Origin of the sequence: Luteibacter sp. UNC138MFCol5.1, from assembly GCF_900110505.1 — a bacterium.
Taxonomy (GTDB): Bacteria; Pseudomonadota; Gammaproteobacteria; order Xanthomonadales; family Rhodanobacteraceae; genus Luteibacter.
On the sequence record NZ_FODZ01000004.1, the window covers coordinates 367,066 to 392,176 of the forward strand.

Annotated in this window: 17 protein-coding genes; 13 read left to right on the forward strand and 4 right to left on the reverse strand. The window is 68.3% G+C overall.

What is annotated here, in order from left to right; genetic code table 11:
* Nucleotides 1–73: 73 nt before the first annotated feature.
* The gene (locus tag BMY69_RS13800) at nucleotides 74–2,182 is read right to left on the reverse strand and encodes a phosphocholine-specific phospholipase C (protein WP_090179225.1); all 2,109 of its coding nucleotides are present in this window, start codon (nucleotides 2,180–2,182) and stop codon (nucleotides 74–76) included.
* A gap of 168 nt (nucleotides 2,183–2,350) precedes the next feature.
* Here BMY69_RS13800 and BMY69_RS13805 point away from each other — a divergent pair, with 168 nt between their 5' ends.
* Together BMY69_RS13805 and BMY69_RS13810 are read left to right on the forward strand one after the other, a co-directional pair.
* Nucleotides 2,351–3,367 (forward strand): LLM class flavin-dependent oxidoreductase, encoded by a 1,017-nt coding sequence (locus BMY69_RS13805; RefSeq protein ID WP_090179227.1) that lies wholly within the window; start codon nucleotides 2,351–2,353, stop codon nucleotides 3,365–3,367.
* A gap of 202 nt (nucleotides 3,368–3,569) precedes the next feature.
* A complete protein-coding gene (locus BMY69_RS13810) occupies nucleotides 3,570–5,219 on the forward strand; it encodes an MOSC and FAD-binding oxidoreductase domain-containing protein (RefSeq protein ID WP_218143184.1) in 1,650 nt (549 codons plus the stop codon).
* Between the two features lie 7 nt (nucleotides 5,220–5,226).
* Here the strand turns inward: BMY69_RS13810 and BMY69_RS13815 are convergent, their stop codons facing one another.
* Genes BMY69_RS13815 through BMY69_RS13825 form a run of 3 tightly spaced genes read right to left on the reverse strand, consistent with a single transcriptional unit; the run spans nucleotide 5,227 to nucleotide 8,651 of the window.
* Nucleotides 5,227–6,348 (reverse strand): Gfo/Idh/MocA family protein, encoded by a 1,122-nt coding sequence (locus tag BMY69_RS13815; RefSeq protein ID WP_090179232.1) that lies wholly within the window; start codon nucleotides 6,346–6,348, stop codon nucleotides 5,227–5,229.
* 10 nt (nucleotides 6,349–6,358) lie between these two features.
* The gene (locus tag BMY69_RS13820; protein ID WP_090179234.1) at nucleotides 6,359–7,576 is read right to left on the reverse strand and encodes a nucleoside permease; all 1,218 of its coding nucleotides are present in this window, start codon (nucleotides 7,574–7,576) and stop codon (nucleotides 6,359–6,361) included.
* 22 nt (nucleotides 7,577–7,598) lie between these two features.
* Nucleotides 7,599–8,651 carry a sugar phosphate isomerase/epimerase family protein gene (locus BMY69_RS13825; protein ID WP_090179459.1) on the reverse strand — a complete coding sequence of 351 codons (1,053 nt, stop codon included), beginning with the start codon at nucleotides 8,649–8,651 and terminating at the stop codon, nucleotides 7,599–7,601.
* A 154-nt stretch (nucleotides 8,652–8,805) separates the two neighbouring features.
* Here BMY69_RS13825 and BMY69_RS13830 point away from each other — a divergent pair, with 154 nt between their 5' ends.
* The 11 genes from BMY69_RS13830 (at nucleotide 8,806) to BMY69_RS13875 (ending at nucleotide 24,999) form a co-directional block, all read left to right on the forward strand.
* Nucleotides 8,806–10,635 (forward strand): monovalent cation:proton antiporter-2 (CPA2) family protein, encoded by a 1,830-nt coding sequence (locus BMY69_RS13830; RefSeq protein WP_090179238.1) that lies wholly within the window; start codon nucleotides 8,806–8,808, stop codon nucleotides 10,633–10,635.
* Nucleotides 10,636–10,802: 167 nt separating this feature from the next.
* Complete coding sequence (locus BMY69_RS13835) at nucleotides 10,803–13,385, forward strand: bifunctional diguanylate cyclase/phosphodiesterase (RefSeq protein ID WP_090179241.1); 2,583 nt, start codon at nucleotides 10,803–10,805, stop codon at nucleotides 13,383–13,385.
* A gap of 576 nt (nucleotides 13,386–13,961) precedes the next feature.
* Entirely contained in the window at nucleotides 13,962–16,151 is a 2,190-nt protein-coding gene (locus BMY69_RS13840) for a polysaccharide biosynthesis tyrosine autokinase (RefSeq protein WP_090179244.1), read from the forward strand.
* Nucleotides 16,152–16,189: 38 nt separating this feature from the next.
* Nucleotides 16,190–17,422 (forward strand): colanic acid biosynthesis pyruvyl transferase WcaK, encoded by a 1,233-nt coding sequence (wcaK, locus tag BMY69_RS13845; protein WP_090179246.1) that lies wholly within the window; start codon nucleotides 16,190–16,192, stop codon nucleotides 17,420–17,422.
* A gap of 2 nt (nucleotides 17,423–17,424) precedes the next feature.
* Entirely contained in the window at nucleotides 17,425–18,672 is a 1,248-nt protein-coding gene (locus tag BMY69_RS13850) for a glycosyltransferase (RefSeq protein ID WP_090179249.1), read from the forward strand.
* On the forward strand, nucleotides 18,669–20,096 hold the full coding sequence (locus BMY69_RS13855; protein ID WP_090179252.1) for an MOP flippase family protein: 1,428 nt from the start codon (nucleotides 18,669–18,671) through the stop codon (nucleotides 20,094–20,096). Before BMY69_RS13850 ends, BMY69_RS13855 begins: the two co-directional genes overlap by 4 nt.
* Before the next feature lie 25 nt (nucleotides 20,097–20,121).
* Nucleotides 20,122–21,009, forward strand: a complete 888-nt coding sequence (locus BMY69_RS13860; RefSeq protein WP_177191180.1) for a glycosyltransferase family 2 protein — start codon at nucleotides 20,122–20,124, stop codon at nucleotides 21,007–21,009.
* Between the two features lie 41 nt (nucleotides 21,010–21,050).
* Nucleotides 21,051–22,214: an O-antigen ligase family protein gene (locus BMY69_RS13865; protein WP_177191181.1), complete on the forward strand. Its 1,164-nt coding sequence runs from the start codon at nucleotides 21,051–21,053 to the stop codon at nucleotides 22,212–22,214.
* Nucleotides 22,207–22,716, forward strand: coding sequence for a serine O-acetyltransferase (locus tag BMY69_RS19690; RefSeq protein WP_090053550.1), 510 nt, complete (start codon nucleotides 22,207–22,209; stop codon nucleotides 22,714–22,716). Before BMY69_RS13865 ends, BMY69_RS19690 begins: the two co-directional genes overlap by 8 nt.
* Complete coding sequence (locus BMY69_RS13870; protein WP_090053552.1) at nucleotides 22,713–23,534, forward strand: glycosyltransferase family 2 protein; 822 nt, start codon at nucleotides 22,713–22,715, stop codon at nucleotides 23,532–23,534. The genes BMY69_RS19690 and BMY69_RS13870 overlap by 4 nt, the downstream gene beginning before the upstream one ends.
* Nucleotides 23,535–23,538: 4 nt before the next feature.
* The gene (locus BMY69_RS13875; protein ID WP_090179260.1) at nucleotides 23,539–24,999 is read left to right on the forward strand and encodes a right-handed parallel beta-helix repeat-containing protein; all 1,461 of its coding nucleotides are present in this window, start codon (nucleotides 23,539–23,541) and stop codon (nucleotides 24,997–24,999) included.
* Nucleotides 25,000–25,111: the final 112 nt, after the last annotated feature.

Genomic DNA, 25,111 nt, shown 5'->3' on the forward strand with positions numbered 1-25,111 from the left:
CGCGAGGAGCCACAGGACTGTGGCCCCCATGTCGCGCGCCGGACTCGCTACCGGATCGCGGCAACCGCCATCGTCAACGCCTCGGCGACAGCGCGGGATCGGTGCGCGACGGGCGTCCGGTTTCGCGGTGGCCGGCGAGGCGACGCACGTAGCGCGGATCGTGGTCGCTGGTGACCGTGAAGTCGTACCAGTGGTCGCTGGAGAGGATTTCCCAGAGGCTCTCCACGCGCCCACCGGGGAGCAGGATGTGGCGACGCGGCGGCTGATGCGTGTACGCGTCGCCAGGCGTGACCGTCACGACGCAGAGGCGGCTCCCTTCGTTGGTGATCGAGAGACGGAACAGCCCGTCGAGCTCGCCCTGAGCGATGCGCACTTCGGGCTGCGCGCGACGCCCGCGTTCGCCGTCCGCCGGCTGCGTGCCGGCGAAACGGCGAAGGAAACCGTTGGGCCCGGTTACCGACAGATCGTACGTGCCCCCGCTGTAGAGGCTGGTCCACGCATCGTGGAGCGACTTGCCGCGCTCGACGGTGTACGTCCAGGGACCATCGGTGCGCGCGGGCGAGAAGACGTGGAAGAACGCGCCGGCCTGGCCGTCGTTGATGAACTCGAGGCGGTAGCGTCCGCCTTCCACATCGAGAAGCCCCTGCACATCCAGCACGTAAGGCAACGCGCGGGCCGGACGCTGACCGGCTTCCTGCTCGGGCATGCGCTGATCCACCGGCGGTGCCGGGCGCACGCTCGGATGCGACTTGCCGTCGGGCTCGTAGCCCGTCGTCGCGGGAAGGCGCGGGGCGCCGTCGTCGTGGCGCGAAAAGTCGAAGGCACGCGTGAGGTCGCCGCAGACGGCGCGGCGCCAGGCCGAGATGTTCGGCTCGCGCACACCGAAGCGCTTCTCCAGGAAACGCAGGATCGACGTGTGGTCGTAGGTTTCCGAGCAGACCCAGCCGCCCTTGCTCCATGGCGAGACGACCAGCATCGGCACGCGCACGCCGAGGCCGTACGCACCGGCCACGAAGCCGTGGCCGCCGGGATACAGCTCGCCCGTGGTGTCCACGGTCGAGAGCCCCTGCTCCGCCGACGACGGCGGGTAAGGCGGCACCACGTGATCGAAGAAGCCGTCGTTCTCGTCGTAGGTGATGAACAGCGCGGTCTTGCTCCACACCTCGGGATTCGAGGTCAGCGCGTCCAGCACGCCGTCGACGTACCAGGCGCCGTAGTTCGCCGGCCAGCTGGGATGCTCCGTGAAGGCCTCGGGTGCCGCGATCCACGAGACCTGCGGAAGCCGGTCGGCGAGCACGTCCTCGCGGAGGATCGCGAAGGGCGACTCGCCCGCGGCGATGTTCGTGCCGGTGCGCGCCTTGTCGTAAAGCGGATCGCCGGGCCGCGCGTTCCGGTAATTGTCGAAGTACAGCAGCGAGTTGTCGCCGTAGTTGCCGATGTACGGATCGGACGTCCAACCCCAGCTGCCGTCGGCGTCCAGGCCCGTGCCGATGTCCTGGTAGATCTTCCACGACACGCCCGCCTGCTCGAGGCGCTCCGGATAGGTGGTCCAGGCGTAACCCTTCTCGGCGTTGTCCAGCACGGGACCGGCCCCCGTTCCGTCGTTGCCCGTGTAGCCGCTCCACAGGTAATAGCGGTTCGGGTCCGTCGACGAGAGCATGCTGCAGTGGTACGCGTCGCAGATGGTGAACGCGTCGGCCAGCGCGTAGTGGAACGGGATGTCCTCGCGCGTCAGGTAGGCCATCGTGGTGGTGCCCTTGGCCTGGACCCAGCCGTCGTAGCGTCCGCCGTTCGCCGCCGCCTGCGTGTCGTTCCACCCGTGCGGGAGATCCTCGATGAACGTGAGGCCGAGATCGTCGGCGACGGGTCGGAACGGCAGAAGGTAGTCGTCCTTCGACGCGGCATGCGGCTGGTGCCAGACCGACCGACCGCTCGACAGGACGAAGGGCCGCGGATCGCCGAAGCCACGGACGCCGCGGAGGCTGCCGAAGTAGTGGTCGAACGAGCGGTTCTCCTGCATCAGGATCACCACGTGCTCGACGTCGGCGAGCGTGCCGGTGCGGCGCGACGCGGGGATCGCCAGCGCCTTCGCGATCGAGGGCGGCAGCACGCCGGCGGTGAACGCGGCGCCGGCGGCGCCCATGGAAAGCTTGAGGAAGTGCCGCCGATCCTGAGAGGTCATGAGGTTCCCTGGTGAAGATGGAATGGCCCTGTGCCGTCGAGTGTCCCGGCGAAATGTGACAGAGCGGTTCCCGCAGCCCGGCCATCCGCCACCGGATGTTGATTCTGCGAAAGTCGTCTCAATCTCGATGCGGATGAGCGCACCGTCGCGCCCCTTCGAGGACTTCTCATGAAACGCATCGGTTTCCTCTCGTTCGGCCACTGGACGGATGCGTCGCATTCGGCGACGCGGTCCGCCAGCGACGTGCTGCTCCAGTCGATCGATCTCGCGGTCGCGGCCGAGGAGATCGGTGCGGACGGCGCCTATTTCCGCGTGCATCACTTCGCCCGCCAGCTCGCCTCGCCCTTCCCGCTCCTCGCGGCGATCGGGGCGAAAACCCGGCGCATCGAGATCGGCACGGGCGTGATCGACATGCGCTATGAGAATCCGCACTACATGCTGGAAACGGCCGGCGCCGCCGATCTGATCAGTGGGGGCCGCCTGCAGCTCGGCATCAGCCGCGGTTCGCCCGAGCAGGTGATCGACGGGTGGCGCCACTTCGGCTATGCGCCCGCCGAAGGCGAGACCGACGCGGACATGGGTCGCCGCCATGCCGAGGTCTTCCTCGGCCTGCTCGACGGGAAAGGGTTCGCGCGACCGAACCCGCAGCCGATGTTTCCCAACCCGCCCGGCCTGCTGCGGCTGGAGCCGCATGCGCCGGGCCTGCGCGAACGCATCTGGTGGGGGTCGGCCTCCAATGCCACGGCGGTCTGGGCGGCGAAGATGGGCATGAACCTGCAGAGCTCGACGCTGAAGGCCAACGAGACGAACGAGCCGCTGCACGTGCAGCAGGCGAAGCAGATGCGGGCGTATCGCGACGCGTGGGCGGAGGCGGGTCACGGCCGCGAGCCGCGCGTCTCCGTGCTGCGCTCGATCTTTCCCATCATGAACGACACCGACCGCGCCTACTTCGGGCGGTCGAAGAGCAGCGACCAGATCGGCTTCATCGACAACATGGAAGCGGTATTCGGCCGCACCTACGCGGCCGAACCCGATGTGCTGGTCAAGGAGCTGGCCGAGGACCGTGCGATCGCCGAGGCGGACACCCTGCTCCTGGCCGTGCCGAACCAGCTGGGCGTCGACTACAACGTGCACGTGATCGAGTCGATCCTGAAGCACGTGGCACCCGGGCTCGGCTGGCGCTGAGCGGGCGCGGCGCGGGAATCGGCAAGAAACCCATATCCGCGCAATCCATGGGCGGACCGGCGGGCTAGACTCGCGGTCTGCCGATGGAGTGCGGACCATGCCAACGCTCGTTTCCGTGAATGTCGGTCTACCGCGGGACGTCTCCTGGAACGGGGAGGTCGTGCACACAGGTGTATGGAAATCCCCGGCCGCCGGACGCGTCATGGTGCGCCGGCTCAACATCGACGGCGACGGACAAGGCGACCTCGGTGGCCACGGCGGCGAGCAGCGCGCGGTCCTCGTCTATCAGCTCGATGCCTATCGCCATTGGGAGGCGTTCCTCGGACGTCCGCCCATGGAGCACGGCTCGTTCGGCGAGAACTTCACCGTCGACGGCCTTCCGGACGACGAGGTGTGCGTCGGCGACCGGTTCCGCATCGGCGAGGCGTTGCTCGAGGTCACGCAGCCGCGCGTCACCTGCTATCGCGTCGGCATCCGCATGCGGGAGCCGCGCATGCCTTCGTTGCTGGTCGCGCACCGGCGGCCCGGGTTCTATTGCCGCGTGATCGAGGAAGGCACCGTCGCGGCGGGTGACGCCATCACGAAGGAGTCCTCGGGCGGCGGCATGACCGTCGCCGATGTCGACGCCCTGCTCTACCTGCCCGATCCCGACCGCGACGCGATACTGCGCGCCGCCGCCATGCCCGCGCTGAGTCCGGGATGGCGCAGGTCGTTCGAGGCGATGCTCGCGACACGGAAGGACACCCGGGGCAACGCCGGGCTCACGAAGGTTACCGGGGAGCGGCCCGCCTGGACCGGGTTCCGCGAGGTGCGCGTCCGCGAAACGCGGCAGGAAAGCCCGTTGGTCAGGTCGTTCGTCTTCGAGGCGGTGGATGGCGAGCCGTTGCCACCCGCGCGCGGCGGCCAGTTCGTCGTACTCCGGATCGACCGTCCGGCGCCGCTCCCGCCGCTCATCCGGAGTTACTCGCTGTCCGACGGATCGAGCCCGGGCGTGTACCGCATCTCGGTCAAGCGCGGCGGCGGCGACGGCAGCCGTTTCCTGCATGCGTCCGTGGACGTCGGGCATGTGCTCGCGATAAGCGCGCCGCGCGGGGATTTCGTGCTCGGGGACGATGTCTCGCCGGTCGTCTTCTGGAGCGCCGGCATCGGGATCACGCCGCTACTGGGCATGCTGCACGACCTCGTGCTGCGCACCGGCGCGCGTCCGCGTGACGTCTTCTGGGTCCATGGCACCCGCAGCGGCGAGGAGAACCTCTTCGTCGCCGAGATCGCCGGCCTGCTGTCGCGCACGGGAACGGCGCGGCGGTTGCTCGCCTTCAGTCGCCCCGGTCCGGACGATCGCGCCGGGCGCGACTACGACGTCGACGGGCACCTCGACGTGGCGGCGCTGCGCCGCGCCGGCATTCCGCTGGACGCGTCGTTCTACCTGTGCGGACCGGCGGCTTTCATGAGCGCGGCGCGCGATCAGTTGCAGGCCGCCGGCGTGCCCGCGTCGCGTATCGCGTCGGAACTGTTCGGAGGCGTCGAGGCGCTTCGCCCCGGCATCGCGGCCCGTCACGACGTCGCGCCGCACCCTCCCGCGGACGAATCGACCACCGGCGCTTCGGTGTCCTTCGTGCGCAGTGGCCTCACCGTGCGCTGGAACGAGCGCTATCCGAACCTGCTCGCCCTGGCCGAAGCCTGCGACGTCCCGGTGCGCTGGTCGTGCCGCTCCGGCGTCTGCCACAACTGCGAAACGGCGCTCGTCGGCGGCGGCGTCGATTACGCGCCGGAGCCGCTGCAACCCGCGGCCGAGGGCAACGTCCTGATCTGCTGCTCGCGCCCCCGGGGCGACGTGCAGCTGGATCTGTGACGCGTCCTCAGCCCGGAATGTCGAGCCACTGCCGGCTCGACGCCGACGCGACGACGCGATCCGTGATGCGCGCCGCGCGCAAGCCGTCCTCGAACGTGGGCAGTCCCTCGCGCGCCGTGCCTTCGATCGTCGCGTACGTATCCGCCACGAAGGCCTCGAAGCACTGCGCGTAACCCTGCGCGTGGCCGGCCGGCAGCGTGGCGAGACGCCGTTGCTCGGCGGCGCCGGCGTTCGGATCGCGCAGGAACGTCTCCGAGTGGTCGGCGTAACCGAACCAGAGGCGCTCGCTGTCTTCCTGGTCGAACGCGACACCGGCCCGCGCGCCGTCGATCTCGAACCACAGGCGGTTCTTGCGGCCCGGCGATACCTGGCTCACCGTCACGCTACCGAGCACGCCGCGCGCCGTGCGGAACATCGCGGCGGCGACGTCCTCGCTGCGCACCGCCTGCATCGATCCACCGCCGGACGCCCCGCCGAAGCTCTGGCGGGTCGCGGCGGCCCGTTCGGCGATCACGGTAGCGAAGCTCGCGCTGACTTCGGCGAAGCGCTCGCCGCTGACCCACTCCACGAGATCGCACCAGTGCGAGCCGATGTCGGCGAAAACGCGGGACGGCCCGCCCTGCGCCGGGTCGACGCGCCAGTTGTTCGAGCCGGCGTCCATCAGCCAGTCCTGCAGGTAGCTGCCATGCATCAGCCGCACCGGACCGAGCTCGCCGGCCTCGACGCGTGCCCGCGCCTCGCGGACGACCGGGTGATAGCGGTAGACGAATGGCACCGTGGCGACGAGGCCCGTGCGTCGCGCCGTCGCCGCGAGATCGGCCGCGTCGTCGAGCGAGGTGGCGAGCGGCTTCTCGCAGATGACGTGCTTGCCGGCCTCGAGCGCCGCTTTCGCGTACGGCGCGTGCTGCGCGTTCGGCGTGCAGACGTGGACGACCTGCACGTCGCGATCGGCGATCACCGCCTCGATATCCGCGTAGGCCCTGACGCCCCACTGCGCGGCGACCTCGTCGGAGCGCTGCGGCGTGGAGGCGCAGACGCCTGCGACGTTCGCGCCGGCGAGCAGCGCGGCACGTCGATGGACGGCGCCGATCATGCCGGCGCCGACGATGGCGATGTTCAGTCGTGACATCGAGCGTTCCTCAGACCGGTTCCGGCGCCGCGCTGCGGACGTCGCGTTCCTTGAACAGGGCGAGGAACACGAGCAGCACGACGAGCGCGATGGCGGCCGGCACCAGCCAGATGCCCTTCCAGTCGTGCACGCCGCCGACGGTGAAGTGGTCGACGACCATGCCCGACAGGTAGGTACCGATCAGCATGCCGACGCCGTACGTCGCCAGCGTGATGAAGCCCTGCGCGCCGCTGCGGAAGCGCGGGCCCGCCTTGGCGTCGGTGTAGATCTGCCCGGTGACGAAGAAGAAGTCGTAGCAGATGCCGTGGAGGATGATACCGCCCACCAGCAGCGCGTAGCCGGTATCGACGTTGCCGTATGCGAACAGGACATAGCGCGCGACCCAGGCGGCCATGCCGAGGGCCAGCATGGTCTTCACGCCGAGGCGCGCGAAGAAGAACGGCATCGCCAGCATCAGGATCACTTCCGACGCCTGGCCGAGCGACTGCAGGCCGGCGGCGCCCTTGACGCCGAGGTCGTTGAGGAACGGGTTGGTGAAGTTGTAGTAGAACGAGAGCGGGATGCAGATGGCCACCGAGGCCAGGAAGAAGATCAGGTACGAGCGGCTCTTCAGCAGACGGATGGAATCCAGGCCGAGGATTTCGCCCATCGACGTCTGCGTGTCGCGCTTCAGCGGCGGCGTGTCCGGCAGCGTGAACGCGTACAGGCCGAGCAGCAGCGACGCGGCGCCCGCCATGCGGAAGGTCAGTTCGAGGCGGTGCGCCTGTTCCCAGCCGAGCCAGGCGATGAGCAGGCCGGCCACGATCCAGCCGATGCTGCCGATCACGCGGACGCGTGGGAACTGCTTCTCCGGGTTCTCCATGTGGCGCATCGCGACGCTGTTGACCAGCGCCAGCGTCGGCATGAAGAGCAGCATGTAGAGCATGATCGCGGTGAGGAACACCGGGAAGCTGGGCGCCTGCGACGCCCACCAGAGCAACGCCGCGCCGGCGATGTGGAGCACGCCGAGGATGCGCTGCGCGGCGAAGAAGCGGTCGGCGGTCAGGCCGACGAGGAACGGGGCGAGGATCGCGCCGATCGACTGGCTGAGGAACGCCAGCGCCACCTGCGAGCCATCCGCGTGGAGCGGCCCCTGCCCGAGATACGTGCCAAGGGTCACGAACCACGCGCCCCAGATGAAGAACTCGAGGAACATCATGGAGCCGAGGCGGAACATCATCGGTCGCATAGAAACTCCGGCGTATTGAGGGTCAGAGGCCGAGCAGACGCTTGAGCGTCGCCGGCGAGGTGGATGCATCGGCGAAATCGTCGAAGGCACGTTCCGTGACGCGGATGATGTGGTCGCGGATGAACGGCGCGCCTTCCCGTGCACCGTCCTCCGGGTGCTTCAGGCAGCACTCCCACTCGAGCACGGCCCAGCCCGGAAAATCGTACTGCGCGAACTTCGAGAAGATCGCGCGGAAATCGATCTGCCCGTCGCCCAGCGAGCGGAAGCGGCCCGCACGGTCGATCCAGGCCTGGTAGCCGCCATAGACGCCGCTCGACGCGCTCGGCCGGAACTCGGCGTCCTTCACGTGGAAGATGCCGATGCGGTCGTGGTAGCGGTCGATGAAGCCCAGGTAGTCCATCTGCTGCAGCAGCATGTGGCTGGGGTCATAGAGGATCTTCGCGCGCGGATGCTGGTCCACCGCGTCGAGGAAACGTTCGAAGGTCACGCCGTCGTGCAGGTCCTCGCCCGGATGGAGCTCGAAGCAGACGTCCACGCCCTCCGCGTCGAACACGTCGAGGATCGGCCGCCAGCGCTTCGCGAGTTCGCCGAAGGCCTCCTCGACCAGGCCGGGCGGACGCTGCGGCCACGGATACATGTAAGGCCAGGCGAGCGCGCCCGAAAACGTGGCGTGGGCGTCGAGCCCCAGCCGCGCGCTGGCCTTCGCGGCAAGCTTCAGCTGGTCGACGGCCCACGCCTGCCGGGCGGCCGCGTCGCCACGCACCGACTCCGGCGCGAAACCGTCGAACAGCTGGTCGTACGCCGGATGCACGGCGACGAGCTGGCCCTGCAGATGCGTCGACAGTTCGGTGACGCGCAGGCCGTGGCCAGCGAGCATGCCGGCGATGTCGTCGCAGTACGCCTGACTCTCGGCCGCCTTCGCCAGATCGAAGATATGCGGCGTGGAGGTCGGAATCTGCAGTCCCTCGTAACCGAGATCGGCCGCCCAGGCGGCCAGCGTATCCAGTCGGTTGAACGGCGCTTCGTCCCCGATGAACTGGGCGAGGAACAGCCCGGGTCCCTTCAGCGTCTTCATGTCGAACCCCACGAAATGAAATCGATTTCATCGATACTATCAGCGGGTTTTCACACGGGCATGCTGCATCGCGACATCGCTGGAACGCTGCTGCCCCGTGAGCGACACTGACGAGGCACGAGCCGGATCACACCTTTAGTCGGGAGTTCGAACCATGTCAGCGGTAGCCACCGACAACCCGCTCGTCGAAGCCGTCGCCCTCCTCGGCGCCGCGGTGCTCCTGGTCCCCCTCTTCCGCAGGCTCGGCCTCGGCTCGGTGCTCGGCTACCTCGTGGCCGGCATGCTGGTGGGCCCGTATGGCCTCGGCTGGTTCACCGATCCCGAATCGATCCTCCACCTCGCCGAGCTCGGCGTGGTCATGTTCCTTTTCGTCATCGGCCTGGAGATGCAGCCGTCGCGGCTCTGGTGCCTGCGCCGCTACATCCTCGGCCTGGGCCTCCTGCAGACCGCCGCATCCGCGGCGGCCCTGACGGCACTCGGCTGGCTCTCGGGCCTGCCCGTGCGCGTCGCGTTCATCGGCGCGCTGGGCTTCACGCTCACCTCCACCGCCATCGTGATGCAGCTGATGGGCGAGCGTCGCGACCTGTCGCCTTCCGCGGGACAAAAGATCGTGTCGGTCCTGCTGCTGGAAGACCTCCTGCTCGTTCCGTTGCTGGCCCTCGTCGCCTGGATGGCGCCCGTCCACGCCGCGTCGGCATCCGGGCCGTGGCTCGCCGTGCTGAAGGGCGTGGCGGCGTTCGTGACGCTGCTCGTCGCCGGACGCTGGCTGCTCAACCCGCTGTTCCGCGTCCTGGCGAAGTCGAAGGTAAGGGAGCTGCTCTCGGCCGGCGCGCTCCTGGTCGTGCTCGGGGCCGCGCTGCTCATGCAGGTGGGCGGTCTGTCGATGGCGATGGGCGCCTTCATCGCCGGCGTGCTGCTCTCCGAGTCCAGTTTCCGCCACCAGCTGGAAGCCGACGTCGAGCCCTTCCGCGGCCTGCTGCTCGGCCTGTTCTTCCTCGGCGTGGGCATGGTGCTCGATCTCGCGACCGTCCGCGCCCACTGGGAGTACATCGTCTTCGGCGTGGTGGCGATGATGGCGCTCAAGGGCGCGTGCATCTACGTCATCGCGCGGGTGACGCGCAGCGATCACGGCGAAGCGCTGCAGCGCGCCTCCCTGATGGCGCTCGGTGGCGAGTTCGCCTTCGTGCTCTTCGCGGCGGCGACGGAAGGCGAGGTCCTCACCGCGTCGCAGAATGCCATCTTCACCGCGGCGGTGGTCCTTTCCATGGTGCTCTCCCCGCTGGTGGATGTCGTGATGCGCAGGCTTCCGGCGAGGCGCTCGGCGTCCGTGCCCGAACACGCGGACGAGGCGGTGCCCGAAGGGCTCAACGGCAGCGTCCTGATGATCGGCTTCGGCCGCTTCGGCCAGGTGGTCAGCCAGCCCTTGCTGGCGCGCGATGTGGACGTCACCGTGATCGACACGGACATCGAGATGATCCAGGCGGCGTCGCGCTTCGGATTCCGGATCTACTACGGCGACGGTACCCGGCTCGACGTACTGGAAGCGGCCGGTGCCGGACGCGCGCAGGTCATCGCGGTATGCGTCGATCGTCGGGAGACGGTCAACCGCATCCTCGACGTGGCGATGCGCGCATATCCCGACGCGACCTGGCTCGTGCGGACGTACGACCGCGAACACTCGCGCGAGGTCGTGTCCAGGGGTGTCGAGAACCACGTGCGCGAGACCTTCGAATCGGCGCTGCACTTCGGCACGCTCGCGCTGCGCCGCATCGGGGTCTCGTCGCGCGAGGCGCGCCGCATCGCCGACGTGGTGCGGGCCCGCGACGCGACCCGCTTCGAGCAGGAGATCGCCGGCGTGGACTGGGCCACCGCGGGCACCGGCAGCTTCACCCGCCGCTCGGAGCCCGTACCGCTGACGCCGCCCAAGCACGCCAGCCAGGCCCTCAACCAGCAGGCCGAGGTGGCGACGCGGGCGAAGCCGTGACGGGTTGGCGCGTCCCCTGCCCCGGCGGCCTGTGCGGCGCACCCGGCGTAACGCCTGCAAGCAAAAACGGCCACGTCCACCGTCTACACATTTCGACGGTTGCCGTCGCCGGGCGACGTTGCTAGCTTGCGGCGAGGTGCCACCGTGCGGCACCACCGGCGAGGATCATGGCAAGAGCGACATCCCACCCTTCGGCGCGACTGATCCGGATCGTGGGTGGCCTGCTCGCATTGATCTTCGGCGCGGGCCTCGTCTATGTCGTCGCCAGCGACCGGGCGCGTCGCCTCGAGGCCGCGCACGCCCAGAGCCAGTCGATGGCGAACGGTGGCCAGCGCCTGCTCACGGCACAGTTCCTCAACCTCCAGCGGGCAATGGAAGGCATCGCATCGGACAGCAACCAGTTGCTGGCATCGGTGCCGGATAGGGCGCCGGCCCTGATCGCGCAGAACATGGAGGGTGTCTCGCAACGGCACGGCGAACTGGTCGACCTGATGCTCGTGGACGGACGGGGCGTGGCCATCACGTCAGGCCCGGGCGACGCGACGTTCCCCGAATGGACCCGGGAGGACGATTCCGCGACCGCGCTGCTTCGCCTCGGGCCCATCAGGACGCTCCATGGCGAATGGGTCCTCCCGATCGCGGTGCCCGCCGGCGACGACCGCTGGGTGCTCGCGCACCTGCGGCAGCGGCAGCTACAGGAAGTCGTCGACCACCTGCGCTTCGGGCATGACGGCGTGGCCGCGATCACCGATCGCTTCGGCAAGATCCTCGCACGGACCGGCGACGATCGCGCGGTCATCGGACAATCCGTCGACCACCTGTTCGAACCGGGCGCGAAGGACGCCGAACCCCACACCAGCCGGATCGATGGAACGGACCGTCTGATCGCGGTAAGCCAGCCCGATACCTTCGCGCTGTGGGTGGGTGTCGGTCTGCCCGTGTCGGAAGTGCTCGGCCCGTGGTACCGCTTCGCGGCGTTCTGCCTGCTCATCTACATCGTCTACTGGGCGGGCTTCGCGTACCTTTACCGCCACCTCGCGGTCGCCGCGCGCGAGCAACGGGCGCACGTCGCCGAACTGACGGAGGCCACCGTTCGCCTTGCCGACGCCGAGCGGCGATTCCGCCTCACCTTCGACAAGAACCCGTTCCCCTTCTGGGTTTACGACACGGACACCCTGGCCTTCCTTGAGGTGAACGAGGCCGCGATACGCCACTACGGGTACTCGCGGGACGAGTTCAGGTCGATGCGCATCACCGACATCCGCTCGGCGCACGACGCCGCGAGCCTCAAGGAAGTGGTCGCCTCGCTGCGCCTGGGCAAGGACGGCGATCCGGATCGCGTCTGGATCCATCGGCGCAAGGATGGCAGCACGCTCGACGTGGTGGTGCACGCCGCGGACATCGACATGCCCGGCTACAACGCCCGCCTGGTGCTCGCACAGGACGTCACCGAGCGCATCCGCGGTGAACGCGCACTCACCTACCGCGCGACCCACGACGTCGTCACCGGGCTGCCCAACACCGAGGCCTTCGTCGATTACCTCGATCGCGGTCTCGGCAAGGAAGCCTGGTACGAGGTGGTCTACGTGCATCTGCGTGGCATGGACCGCGTCAGCGACACGTTCGGTCTCGACACCGGCCGCAGCGTCCTGCGCGCGGTCGCGTCCCGCCTGAGCGCCGTCGCCCCGGTCCACGGCATGGTCGCGCACCGGCCCGGCGAGCGTTTCCTCTTCGCCATCACCGACCCGACGCGACGGGACGCGGCGATCGCGGACATCCTCGCCGCCGTCGCCGAGCCCGTCGCCCTGAACGATGCCCTGCACACCCTCGAACCGCAGATAGGCGTGGCGAACCACCCTGCCGATGGCCACGATGCCCGGCAGGTGATCGCGAACGCGGCGCTCGCCGCGCATGCGCGCACCGACGACGACCACGAGATGCGACGCTTCGTCCCGGCGATGGCCGAGCGATCGGTGGCGCGCCTCACGCTGGCGTCGCGCATGCGCCAGGCGATCGACGGCGGCGAGCTGCGGATGCATTTCCAGCCCGTCGTCGACACGACGACCGGCGCCATCCGCAAGCTCGAGGCATTGGTTCGCTGGCCGCAGGCCGACGGCTCGTACCTCCCGCCCGACGTATTCATTCCGCTGTGCGAGGAAACCGGCCTCATCGTGCCGTTGGGCCAGTGGGCGTTCGACGCCGCGGCCCGGGCTCATGCGGCGCTGGCCGACGCCGGCGCAGGCGGCCTCGCCATCGCGGTGAACGTTTCCGCGATTCAGTTCCAGCGCACCGACATCGCGGCCGATATCCGCGCCGTGTCCCTCCACCATGCGTTGCCCTCGGGCGCCCTGGAAGTCGAACTGACCGAAAGCAGCCTGATGGAGCCCATGCATGCGCTGACGGCGCTGCGTGCGCTGCGCGATCAGGGTACCCGCGTGTCGCTCGACGATTTCGGCACGGGATTCTCGAGCCTGTCGTACCTGCGCGATCTGCCCATCGACGCGCTGAAGATCGACCGCTCGTTCGTCGCCGACGTCGATACCAGCGCCCGCGCCGCGTCGATATGCCGCTCGATCATCGCCCTCGCGCATACGCTGGGCATGACGGTCGTCGCCGAGGGCGTGGAGCGTGCGTCGCAGCAGGCGTGGCTGAAGGACAACGGCTGCGACCAGGTCCAGGGGTTCCACACCGGACAACCGGTGCCGCTGGATGTCCTGTTGAAGACCCTTGTCCCCGCGAAGGCGCTGTAGGAGCGGCCCTGGCCGCGATGGAGCGCCGCGACACCTTGCGTCGCCGCATTTTCACGGCCCAGCCGAGGCAGGACGCCACGCACCACAAGCTGCACTGCACAAAGAATGAACGAGCCATTAGCACGTCGTGCCCAAATGACGGCTGAAATCTAACGCATTCTTAACGGCGCGGCCTTAATAGCGCCATCGACATGCTGGTTAGTTGACGCGAGTCGCAAAACCGACATTCCTCGCTAGGAGGGTCCGCGTCGCACCTCTATGCTCAGACCTTCATCGCACCTCCACATCCCCACGGAACGGAAGGCGCGGTGACGGCGAAGGACATCGTGGTTTCCACGAAGGCGTCGGCACGGGCACGAGTCATCAGCCTGTGCCGGAACGGCGTCCGCCCCATGACATGCATCGACGCACCGGTGGTGCGTCAAGCGTGCGCCTCGTTGCGCGACGCACGGATACGGCTGCGCGGACCTCATGAAACAAGGGATTTCGAGCATGAAGAAGGCTTCCCCACCCATTCAGGCTCGCCCCGATATAAACGTCTAGACGTCCATTCATTCATTGGAAACACGCTGCCGCATGACGACGAAGATCGATCCCGCTCATGACGACGACACCATCGACCTCAATGCGTTGTTCGGCACGTTGCTGGATCACAAGTGGCTGATCGTCGCCATCACCGCCGCCTTCTTCGTGGCCGGCGTGCTGTACACGGTCTTCGCCACGCCGATCTATCAGGCCACCGCGGTGGTGCAGGTCGAGCAGAAGACGCCGAGCCTTCCGGGCCTGAGCGACCTCACGCAGTCGCTCGGCACCACGGGCTCGCAGGCGACGACGGAAATCGCCCTGCTGACCTCGCGCCTGGTGATCGGCCAGGCCGTCGAAAAACTGCATCTCGACATCACGGCGCAGCCCCGTCGCTTCCCCCTGATCGGCGACTACCTGTCGCGTGGCCGTAAGCCGGGCCAGCTGGCGCCGCCGCGTTTCGGGCTGAACCGCTATGGCTGGGGTGGCGAAATCCTCGACATCTACAAGCTCGATCTTCCCGACTCGCTGACCGGTCGCAAGCTGGAGCTGCGCGCCGAGGAGGGCAAGCGCTACGCGCTCTACGACGACGACGGCAAGCGCATCCTCGAGGGCGCGGTCGGCGAATTGGTGCGCACCGGCGGTGTCACGATGCAGGTGAGGCAGCTGGTGGCCAACCGGGGCACGCGCTTCGACATCGTCGAGCAGCCGACACTTTCGACGATCGGCCGCCTGCAGGGCGATGTCGTCGCGCAGGAGCAAGGCAACGATTCCGGCATCATCGGGCTCACGTACAACAACGCCGATCCCGATCTGGCCCAGCAGGTGCTGACGCAGATTTCCACCGCGTACGTGCGTCAGAACGTGGAGCGCAACTCGGCGGAGGCCGCCAGCCAGCTGCAGTTCGTCAAGGAGCAGCTGCCGAAGGTGCGCCAGGAGCTCGATCGTGCGCAGGCGGCGATGAACGCGTTCCAGACGCGCTCGCACGCGGTCGACCTGAGCATGCAGACCAAGGGCCTGCTCGACCAGATCGTGGCGGTGGAGAACAACATCCAGCAGCTGCACCTGCAGGAGGCCGACATCGATCGGCGCTTCACGCACGATCACCCGGCGTACAAGGCGCTGCAGCAGCAGATGGGCCAGCTGCAGTCGCAGAAGGAGCAGATGCAGAAGCAGATCGGCGACCTGCCCGACACGCAGCAGCAGTTGCTCAAGCTCAACCGCGACGTCCAGGTCAGCTCCACGACCTACACCAGCCTGCTCAACCAGGCCCAGCAGCTGGACATCGCGCGGGCGGGAACCGTCGGCAACGTCCGCATCGTGGATTCGGCCGCGGTGGACCGCAACCAGCCCGTGCAGCCGCGCAAGGCGCTGGTCGTGCTGGTCGCGACCTTCCTCGGCGGATTCCTCGCGCTGGCCTTCGTGTTCCTGAAGCAGATCCTCAACCGTGGCGTGGAAGACCCGGCGGTGATCGAGGACCTCGGCCTGCCGGTGTACGCGTCCGTGCCCCTCAGTGCCGGTCAGAGCGCCCGGTCCATCCGTTCGAAGCGCGGCCACGGCGCACGCGGTCCGCTGCTCGCCGTCGGCGACCCCGCCGACCTCGCCGTCGAAGCGATCCGCAGCCTGCGCACCAGCCTGCACTTCGCCCGCCTCGAGGCGAAGAACAACATCCTCATGATCACGGGCTCGAGCCCGTTCGCCGGCAAGACCTTCGTCTCGGCAAACCTCGCGGCCGTGATCGCCCAGGCCGGGCAGCGGGTGCTGCTCGTCGACGGCGACATGCGCCGGGGCACGCTGCATCAGCTGCTCGGCACCGACGCGGCGCATGGCATGTCGGACATCCTCGTCGGCGCCGCGACGATCGAGGACGTGCGCCGCCAGGGTCCCCTCCCGAACATCGACTTCATCAGCCGGGGGCGCGTGCCGCCGAATCCGTCCGAGCTGCTGATGCACGAGAACTTCACCCGCTTCATCGAGACCGTGGTGCCCGCGTACGACCTCGTCATCATCGACACGCCGCCGATCCTCGCGGTGACCGACGCGGCCGTGATCGGACACCACGCCGGTACCAGCCTGCTGGTCGCACGCTTCGGACTGAACAAGGCGCGCGAGCTGGCGCTGGCGAAACAGCGGTTCGAGCAGAACGGCGTGATGCTCAAGGGCGCCATCTTCAACGCCGTGGAACGGCGCACCTCCGGCTATTCGACCTACGCGTACTACAAGTACAAGGCCGACCCGGCCTGATCCGTCCCCGTCCAGGGGCAACGCACGAATCGAGCACTATGGCGCGCATCCTCATCATCGGTAACCACACCTGCGGCAACCGCGGCGACTGCGCGATCCTGCGCGGTCTCCTGCAATGCCTGGAAGACGCGCTGCCGCAAAGCGCCATCGACGTGACGAGCCGTTTTCCCGTCAGCTCCGCGTGGCTGCTCGGCCGCGAGCTCCAGCCCGATCCGCTCAACGCCTATTACCACGAGCAGGGCCGCAAGCGCTTCGGATCGCTGCGCGCGAGGCTCCTGCGCCGCATCGTGCCGCGCCTCCTGTTCGGGCACCTGCGCCGCGCCTGGTGGTCGCGCCTGATCCCCCTGCCCGCGCGCCACCGCGACCACATCGCCTCGCTCGCCGCGTACGACCTGGTGATCCAGGTCGGAGGCTCGTTCTTCGTGGACCTCTACGGGCCAACGCAGTACGACCAGTCCATCTGCGCGATGCTCGCGGGCCGACCGGTCTATATGATCGGCCACAGCGTCGGCCCGTTCGACCACGCGTTCTTCCGGCGGATGTCGCAGGACATCCTCGGGCGCGTGAACGCCCTCGCCCTGCGCGAGGAGGTCAGCGTCAATCACATGCGCAAGGCCGGGATTCCCGAGGACCGGATCCGCTGGGCTTCCGACACCGCGTGGCTGGTGAACCCGGGCGATCCCGTGCCGGTCGACGACGCCCGGCCCACCGTGGCGGTGACCTTCCGCGAGCTCGCCCCGTTCGACAAGCGCCTCGGTGTGACGCAGACGCAGTACGAGGAGGCGTTCGCCCGCCTGCTCGACGACGTCATCGACGCAGGCTACCGCGTGGCCGCCTACTCGACCTGCACGGCGATCGACGGCTATCCGAAGGACGACCGCATGATCGCGCTGAAGGTGCGTGCGCGCCTGCGCCGCCCGGAATCGTTCCACGTGGAAATGGACGAGCTCAACGACGTCGAGCTCGGCCGGCGGCTCGGTGCCTGCGTGCTGACGATCGCCACGCGCCTGCACAGCGCGATCATCTCGATGAACTTCGGCACGCCCGCCGTGGCCCTGAACTACGAACACAAGTCGGAAGGCGTGATGAAGCGCCTGGGCGTCGACGAACTCGCCATGCCGGTGCCCGCCCTGCTCGATGGCTCGCTGCGCAGCAAGGTGCTCGCGCTGCTGGAGGATGATGCCCTGCGCCCGCGCGTCGCCGCGGCGGTGGTCCGCGAGAAGGCCTTCGCCCGCGAAGCCGTGCTGGCCACCCTGGCCATAGGAGCGTGAGCATGCGCGTCCTGTTCGTGCTGCCGGAGTTCCCGCGCTACTCGGAAACCTTCGTCATCGACCAGATCGTCGGCCTGCTGGATCGCGGCTTCGACGTGCGCATCCTCGCGGTAAGCCGGGGACAGACGCCCACGCCGGGCGACATCGTCTCCACGCGCGGCCTGATGGAACGCGCGACCTTCATCTTCCCGCGCGCGGCCAGCAGCTCCCGCGGCTGGCAGATCCTGTTGCAGCGACTGCGCCAGGTGGTGCCGGGCCTCGGCCGCGCACGCGTGCGCCGCGCGCTGTCGATCCGCCGCTATGGCCACGCCGCGAAGACGCTCGTCCTCGCGGGCGCCGCGCGACGGCTGTCGACACCGATCCGCGCCGACGCGATCGTCGCGCACTTCGGTCCCACGGGCGTGGTGGCCGCCAACCTGCGTGCGCTGGGTCTGATCGAAGGGCCCCTTTTCACGGTGTTCCATGGCTACGACCTGTCCCAGCACGGCGTGCTCGCCCGCCATGCGGAGGATTATCGGCGCCTGTTCGCCAGCGGCGAACGCATGCTTCCGATCAGCGAACGCTGGGCCCGCAAGCTCGCGACGCTCGGATGCGACACGGCGAAGATCCACGTCCACCGCATGGGCGTCGACCTCGACAGCTTCCCGTTCCGCGCGCCCGCCGCGCGGACGGAGCCGCCGGCACGACCGCTGCGGGTGGTCAGCGTCGCCCGGCTGGTCGAGAAGAAGGGAGTCACCTATCTCTGCGAGGCCATGGCCCTGCTCGCGGCTCGCGGCGTGCCGGCCGAACTCGAGGTCATCGGCGATGGCCCGCTGCAGCCGTCCCTCGAGCGCTTCGTCGCCGAGCGCGCGCTCGGCGGTCGCGTCTTCCTCCGCGGGCGTCGCGACAAGGCGTACGTGCAGGCCGCGCTCGCCAGCGCCGACGTGTTCGCGTTGCCGAGCGTCACCGCGGCCGATGGCGATCAGGAAGGTATTCCCGTGTCGCTGATGGAAGCGATGGCCAGCGGGGTGCCCTGCCTCTCCACCCTCCATAGTGGCATCCCCGAACTGATCGAACACGGGCGTTCGGGCTGGCTCGTGCCCGAACGCGACGCTGTGGCGCTCGCCGATACGCTCGAAGCCATCCAGCGAGGCGACTTCGACGTCGCCTCCATCGCCCACCGCGCGCGCCTCACGGTGGAGGCGAACTTCGACCAGCAGCGGTTGCACGACCAGCTCGCCATCCGGTTGGGCATGGAGGCGCACGCATGACGACGTCGGCACGCCGCGACGCGATGTGGACCGCGGGCTCCACCGTGGTCAGTGCCGCGAGCCAGCTGCTGCAGATCGCCGTGCTCGCGCATCACGTGGATGCGCACCTGCTCGGCGCGCTGGCGATCGTGAACGTCGTCAACGCGGTGGCGACGCTGCTGCAGGACATGGGCCTGAGCAGCTACCTCATCCATCGGCAGGACATCACGCGTCCCGAACGCACGTCGCTGTTCTACATCAGCGTGGGGCTCGGGCTCGTCTCGGCCGCCGTGCTGCTCGGCCTGTCCTGGCCGGTCGCCGCGTTCTACGGGTCCGACGAACTCGGCGGACTGCTGCGGCTGTCCACCGTCAATTTCGTGCTGCTCGGCGTCGCCGCGCAGTACCAGGCGAGCCTGATCAAGTCGTTCCGCCTGCCGAAGCTCGCCCGCATCGAGGTGATCGGAAGGCTCTCGGGCCTGGCCACGCTGCTCGTCCTCGTGCTGGGCTACGGCGCCTCGATCGAGGCGGCCGTCTACGCGATGATCGTCAACAGCCTCGTGCGGCTGCTCTGCTTCCTCGCCGTCGCCGAGCGCGACTGGCACCCGGGCGCGGCGTTCGATCGCGGCATCGTGCGGCAGGCCCTCCGCTACGGCGCCTTCCAGCTCGGCTCGCAGGTCATCAACCAGCTTCGCAGCCAGGCGGACCAGATCATCCTCGGCAAGTTCCTCGGCCTCGCGTCGCTAGGCGTCTACTCGCTCGCGAAGGAACTGGTGCTGCAGCCGACCAAGCTGATCATGCCGGTGGTCCAGCGACTCGCGCTGCCGCGGCTCGCCACGCGGCAGAAGGACCCGGAAGGCCTCCGGCAGATGTACCTCACCGGTCTGCGCGGCGTGGCCGTGTTCAGTGCCTGCGTCTTCATCATGCTGGCCGTGTTCGCCCCCTTCGCCGTGACCATCCTCTATGGCGAGCGCTACGCGGGTGTCTCGGCGCTGATCCCGCTGATGCTGTTGTTCGGCATGCTGCGGCCGCTCGGCTCCCTGATCGGCGCCCTCAGCCAGAGCCTCGGCCGATCGGACGTCGAGTTCGTCTGGAACCTCAAGATCTGCGGCATCACCCTCGCGCTGAGCATCGCGGGCGCGCTCTCCCGGTCGCTGGAGATCATGGCGGTGGCGCTGGCCGCCAGCCAGCTGGTGTCGACGGTGCTCTCCTATTACTTCTTCTCGTCGAAGATCATCCGGATCAGCGCCGGCGAGTTCTTCCGGTCGTGGGTCGTCGAGACCTTCGTCCCTTACGCCTTCCTCATGCTCGCCGTGGCGCTCTACCCCGGCGAGAGCTGGAAGGCCAGCGTGGTACGCCTCGTGATCGTCACGCCGCTGCTCCTGTGGGTGGTCTGGCGCAGCCGCGACACCTTCCTTCACCGCCCCGTGCAAGCCGTGGGCGCCTGACATGCACCCGACCGAGTCCGCAGGCATGAACTCCACGACGACACCGCTGGTCAGCGTCTACATCCCGACCCGGAACCGGTCCGCCCTGCTGCGCCGTGCGATCGACTCGGTGCTGGCGCAGACCTGGCCGGCCGTCGAGATCCTGGTCTGCGACGAAGCCTCCACCGACGATACGCCCGAGGTGATGGCCGACTACGACCGCATGTTCCCGGGCCGCTTCACCTACCTGCGGAACGACACGCCGCAAGGCGCCTGCCGGGCGCGCAACCGCTGCATCGAGCACGCCCGCGGGCACTACGTGACCGGCCTGGACGACGACGACCTGTTCCATCCGCAGCGCATCCAGTGCCTGGTCGAGCTCTACGAACGGCACAAGCCGTCGTTCGCCTGCACGCGCTTCCGTTACTTCGAGGACGAGGCGCGCATCGCACCCTTGCTCGCACGACGTTATGACGGGGCCGAGCGGGCCGCGGCGGATGACCTCACCCTCCCCGCGCTGCTTTACACGAACCTCGCCGGCAACCAGGTGCTCACCGAGCTGTCGCGGATGCTCGAGCTCGGCGGCTTCGACGAATCCATGCCGTCCTGGCAGGACTACGACATGTGGATCCGGCTCGCCGACCGCTTCGGCACGGCGGTGCGCTCGCGCCACGTGCTCTCGTTCGTCGACGACGACCGCTCGCGCGCCCGCATCCGCAATTCGTCCCGCCGCGCCGAGGGCAGCGCGCGCTTCCTCGCCAAGCACGGCAACCTGATGAACGCGGACCAGCGTCGCAACCACCGCAACATCCAGTACGTGATGAACAAGGAGCGGCCGCCGCTCCTGGACATCGTGCGCAACGTGAGCCTCGGCGGTTACAAGTCGACCGTGAAGGTGCTGCTGCACAAGTTCTTCGGCGTGGCGATCGGCTGACCATGGTGATCAACCGGACACGTGCCGCGGCGGTATCGCTAATGGCCATGATCTTCGTGCAGGTGCCCCTGTCGCACAGCACGTCGAGCAAGTCGCACGTGAACGTCTACCACCTGCTGCTGCTTCTGTTTCCGCTGCTTTATCTGCCTGCCGCGCGATATCTGAAGGTGAATCCGGCGACGGCGTTCATCGGCACCATGATCGCCACGTCGGCCGCGGCGGGTGCCACGTATGGCGGCGGCCTCCGTTCCACGCTGCTGGTGTTCGTCGCGTCCTCGTACTTCCTGGGCGTCGTCTTCGGACGCAAGTTGCCGGAGGTGGACCTGCGCCGGATCTTCATCTGGGTGCTCGGCTGCTGCATCACCTTCCTGCTTGTCCGCGACGCCGTGTACGCGGGTCAGCTCGGCGCGGTCTACGCCCGTAGCGAGGGGGCGTCGAGCATTCTCTACATGTCGACGGGCGGCCGCAACATCGAGGCCAGCCTGCTCGCCCTGCTTTCGATCCTGATGCTCGGCACCCGCGCCTATCCGATCGCGGCGGGCATCGCCCTCCTCACCAGCGGCATGATGCTCTCGCGCGCGGGCCTGATCGGCACGGCGATCTCCATCGGCATCGCCGCGTACCGCGCGCGCAAGACGCGCGACTATTATTTCTACACGTTCCTCGGCGTCGCCGTGGGCGTCCTGCTCGTCGGCCTCGTGGTTTCCTCGGTGATCGACGTGCCCATCCTCGATCGCTTCAACCTGCAGGCGGAGACCCAGCTCGCGCACAAGAACGTCGGTCGCCTCGCGCTGTGGAACACCGCCGGCCTCGCGCTCGACCACAACCTGCTCGGCTATGGCGTCGGCAACGGCGTGCCGATGATGGAGGAGCTCTCGGGGCTCACCTTCGTCGAGAACAACGTCCACAACATCTACCTGCAGTTCCTGCTCGAAGGCGGTGTCCAGTCGCTGCTGCTGTTCCTCGTCATGGTGGGGCAGATCCTGCTGACGCGAACCGAGGGCCAGCAGAGCAACATCAAGGCCTTCCTGCTCTGTTACCTCATCCTCGCGTTCATCGAGTTCAGCGGTTACGAAGCCTACCTGTGGTTCTTCGTCGGCATGTTCTACGCGCGCGGCGAGCGCCGCCGCGCCGAGAAGCGCGCCGAGGCCAGGGCCGCCCGGGACGCCGCGCCGACCACCCTTCCGGAACCCTCCCATGCTTGACGACTTCCGCGCCGACGTCCGCCGGCTCAAGGCACAGCCCGGCTACCGGGGCATCGCATGGTGGATGCTCGATCAGTCGTTCTGGGTGATCCTGACCTACCGTCTGCTGTCGACCGCGCGCGGCACGCCGCTGCACGCACCCGTCCGCGTGCTCGAGAAGATCGCGGAATTCGTCTTCAAGTGCTACCTGCCGACCACCGCGACCATCGGACCGGGCCTGGTGATCTGGCATGCCTTCGGCATCATCGTGAACGGGAAGACGCGCATCGGCGCGAACTGCACGCTCTACGCGCGCGTCTGCATCGGCAACCGCTGGCCCGGCGACGGCACGCCCGTGATCGGGGACAACGTCACCATCGGCACCGGCGCCTGCATCTTCGGCCCCGTCGTCATCCCCGACCATTACGTGGTGAAGGCCAACGCGGTGATCACGCCCTCGTCGTTCGCCCGTCCCACCGATCGTCCACCCCATACCGAGCCTTCCACTGGAGCAGCGTCATGAGCGAGGCAGCCGTTCGACTGTCCATCATCATCATCACCTGGAACGAACTGGGCAATCTCCAGCGTTGCCTGAACTCGTTGATGGACAAGGTGGATTTCGATCGCGACGAGGTGATCGTCGTCGACAACGGATCGACGGACGGCAGCGCCGAGTTCGTCGCGACGCTGCCGCAGGTGCGCTACTTCCCCCTCGAACGGAACTTCGGCGTCGGCCCGGCGCGCAACCGCGGCCTCTTCCTCGCGCGCGGCAAGTACTGCATGACGCTCGACAACGACACCATCTTCCTGACGCCGGACCCCGGCACCATCGTGGAGCAGTTCTTCCGCGAGCACCCGGACGCCGGGGTCGTCGGCTTCCAGCTGCTCAACGTCGACCGCACGCGGCAGGACTCCACCCGCCGATTCCCGCGGTTCTACCAGCCCATCGCCGCGCGCATCCCCTTCACGCGCAAGCTCGGATTCGTCCGTCGCGAACTGGAGCGCCACCTGATGCTCGACACGCGCTTCGACGACGGTAGCGATCCGCTCGAGGTCGACTACGTGCTCGGCGCGAACCAGACGTTCACCAAGGCCGTGGGCGCCCTGCTGATGGGCTACGACGACCGGATCTTCTTCGGGCCGGAGGACGCCGAGTTCTGCGTCCGCACCCACAAGCTGGGGCTGCGCAACTTCTACAGCCGCCGCATCTCGATCGTGCACGACTACAAGCGGCGGACGCGCAAGTTCTCGAAGCTCACGATCAAGCACCTGGCCGGGTTCGCGTACATGCTGCGCAAGCATGGCGGCGTGTACCGCTATTCGCTGAGCGAGCGCCGGTAGTCCCATGCGGCGGCGCGCGTTCCTGGGCCACGCCCTCCTCGGCACCGGCGCGCTCGCCGTGCTGTCGCCGTCCGTGCTCGCGGCACCGGACGGCTCACGCTACTACGTCGACGCCAGCTCCGGCGACGACGCCCACGACGGCCGGGAACCCGGCACGGCGTGGCGCACACTGGAGCGCGTGAACCGGCAGCGTTTCGCGCCCGGCGATACGTTGTTGTTCCGCCGCGGCGGCGATTACCCGGGCGTCTTCCACCCCACGGGTTCCGGACGCGCCGGCGCACCGATCGTCGTCGACGCCTACGGCGACGGCGAGGCGCCCCACCTTCACGCGGACGGCGCGTCGCCAGCCACGGTGCGGCTCGAGAACGTCGAGTACTGGACCCTCCGTCACCTGGCCGTATCCAACCGGGGCCCGCAGGCCGGACCGCGACGCACGGGGGTGCACCTGCTGCACCACGACTTCGGCACGGTGCACGGCATCGTCCTCGAAAGCTTGCACGTGCACGACGTCAACGGCTCGCCGATCAAGAAAGACGGCGGCGGGAGCGCGATCCTCGTGGAAGCCGGCGGCAAGCAGCGGCCCACGCATCACGAAGGCCTGACCATCGCCGACAACGTCATCGAACGCAGCCAGCGCGACGGCATCCTGTTCCTCGGCGCGGGCAGTCGCGCGGCGGGACTGGCGACGGGCGTCGTGGTGCGCGGCAACCGGATCAGCGAGGTGCCCGGCGACTGCATCCTCGTCAAGGGCTGCCGGGGAGCGCTCGTCGAACGCAACACGGTCGGCCGGTGCGGTCCGCTGCCCCGTGGCGAAGCCGCGGCGGGCATATGGCCGTTCGACTGCGACGACACGCTGATCCAGTACAACGAGGTCAGCGATCACCGCGCCTATGCGGACGGTCAGGGCTTCGACGCCGACTTCCACTGCCGGAACACGATCATCCAGTACAACTACAGCCACGACAACGCCGGCGGCATGGCGCTCGTGTGCAACGACGGCCGGGACGCCGGCGGCATCGGCAACGTGGGTACGATCGTGCGCTTCAACGTCAGCATCAACGACGGCCTGCGCAGCAGCGGCAGCGCGGCGCTGCGGATCTCCGGCCCCGTGACCGGCGCCCGCATCTACAACAACATCATCATCATTCCCGAGAAGAAGGCGGGCGTCGAAGTGACGGCGTTCCGTGCGACGAGCTGGAAAGGCGTGCCGGACGATACCGCGATCTACGACAACATCGTGATGGCCTTCCGCGATCCCGCCATGGACATGCGGCTGGCCACGCGCACGTCGATGGCCGGCAACCAGATCGTCGCCGAAGGAACGCATCCGCAGGCCCGGGCGATGCTGGGACGCGTCGGCTCCAAACGCCCCACGCTCGCCCAGGTCAACGCGCTGGTGAAAGCCTGCTTCGCCGACGGCAAGCCCGTCGCGAACGCCGCGGATGTGATCGCGAAACTTGTCTGAGCATGAGGCACCCTCGTGGACCGGGGACGTGGGTCCCGGCGTGCGCCGGGACGACGTGAGGGCAGATCGACACCACGACGTACGTCCGGACGACATGAGCGCACACCGTCAC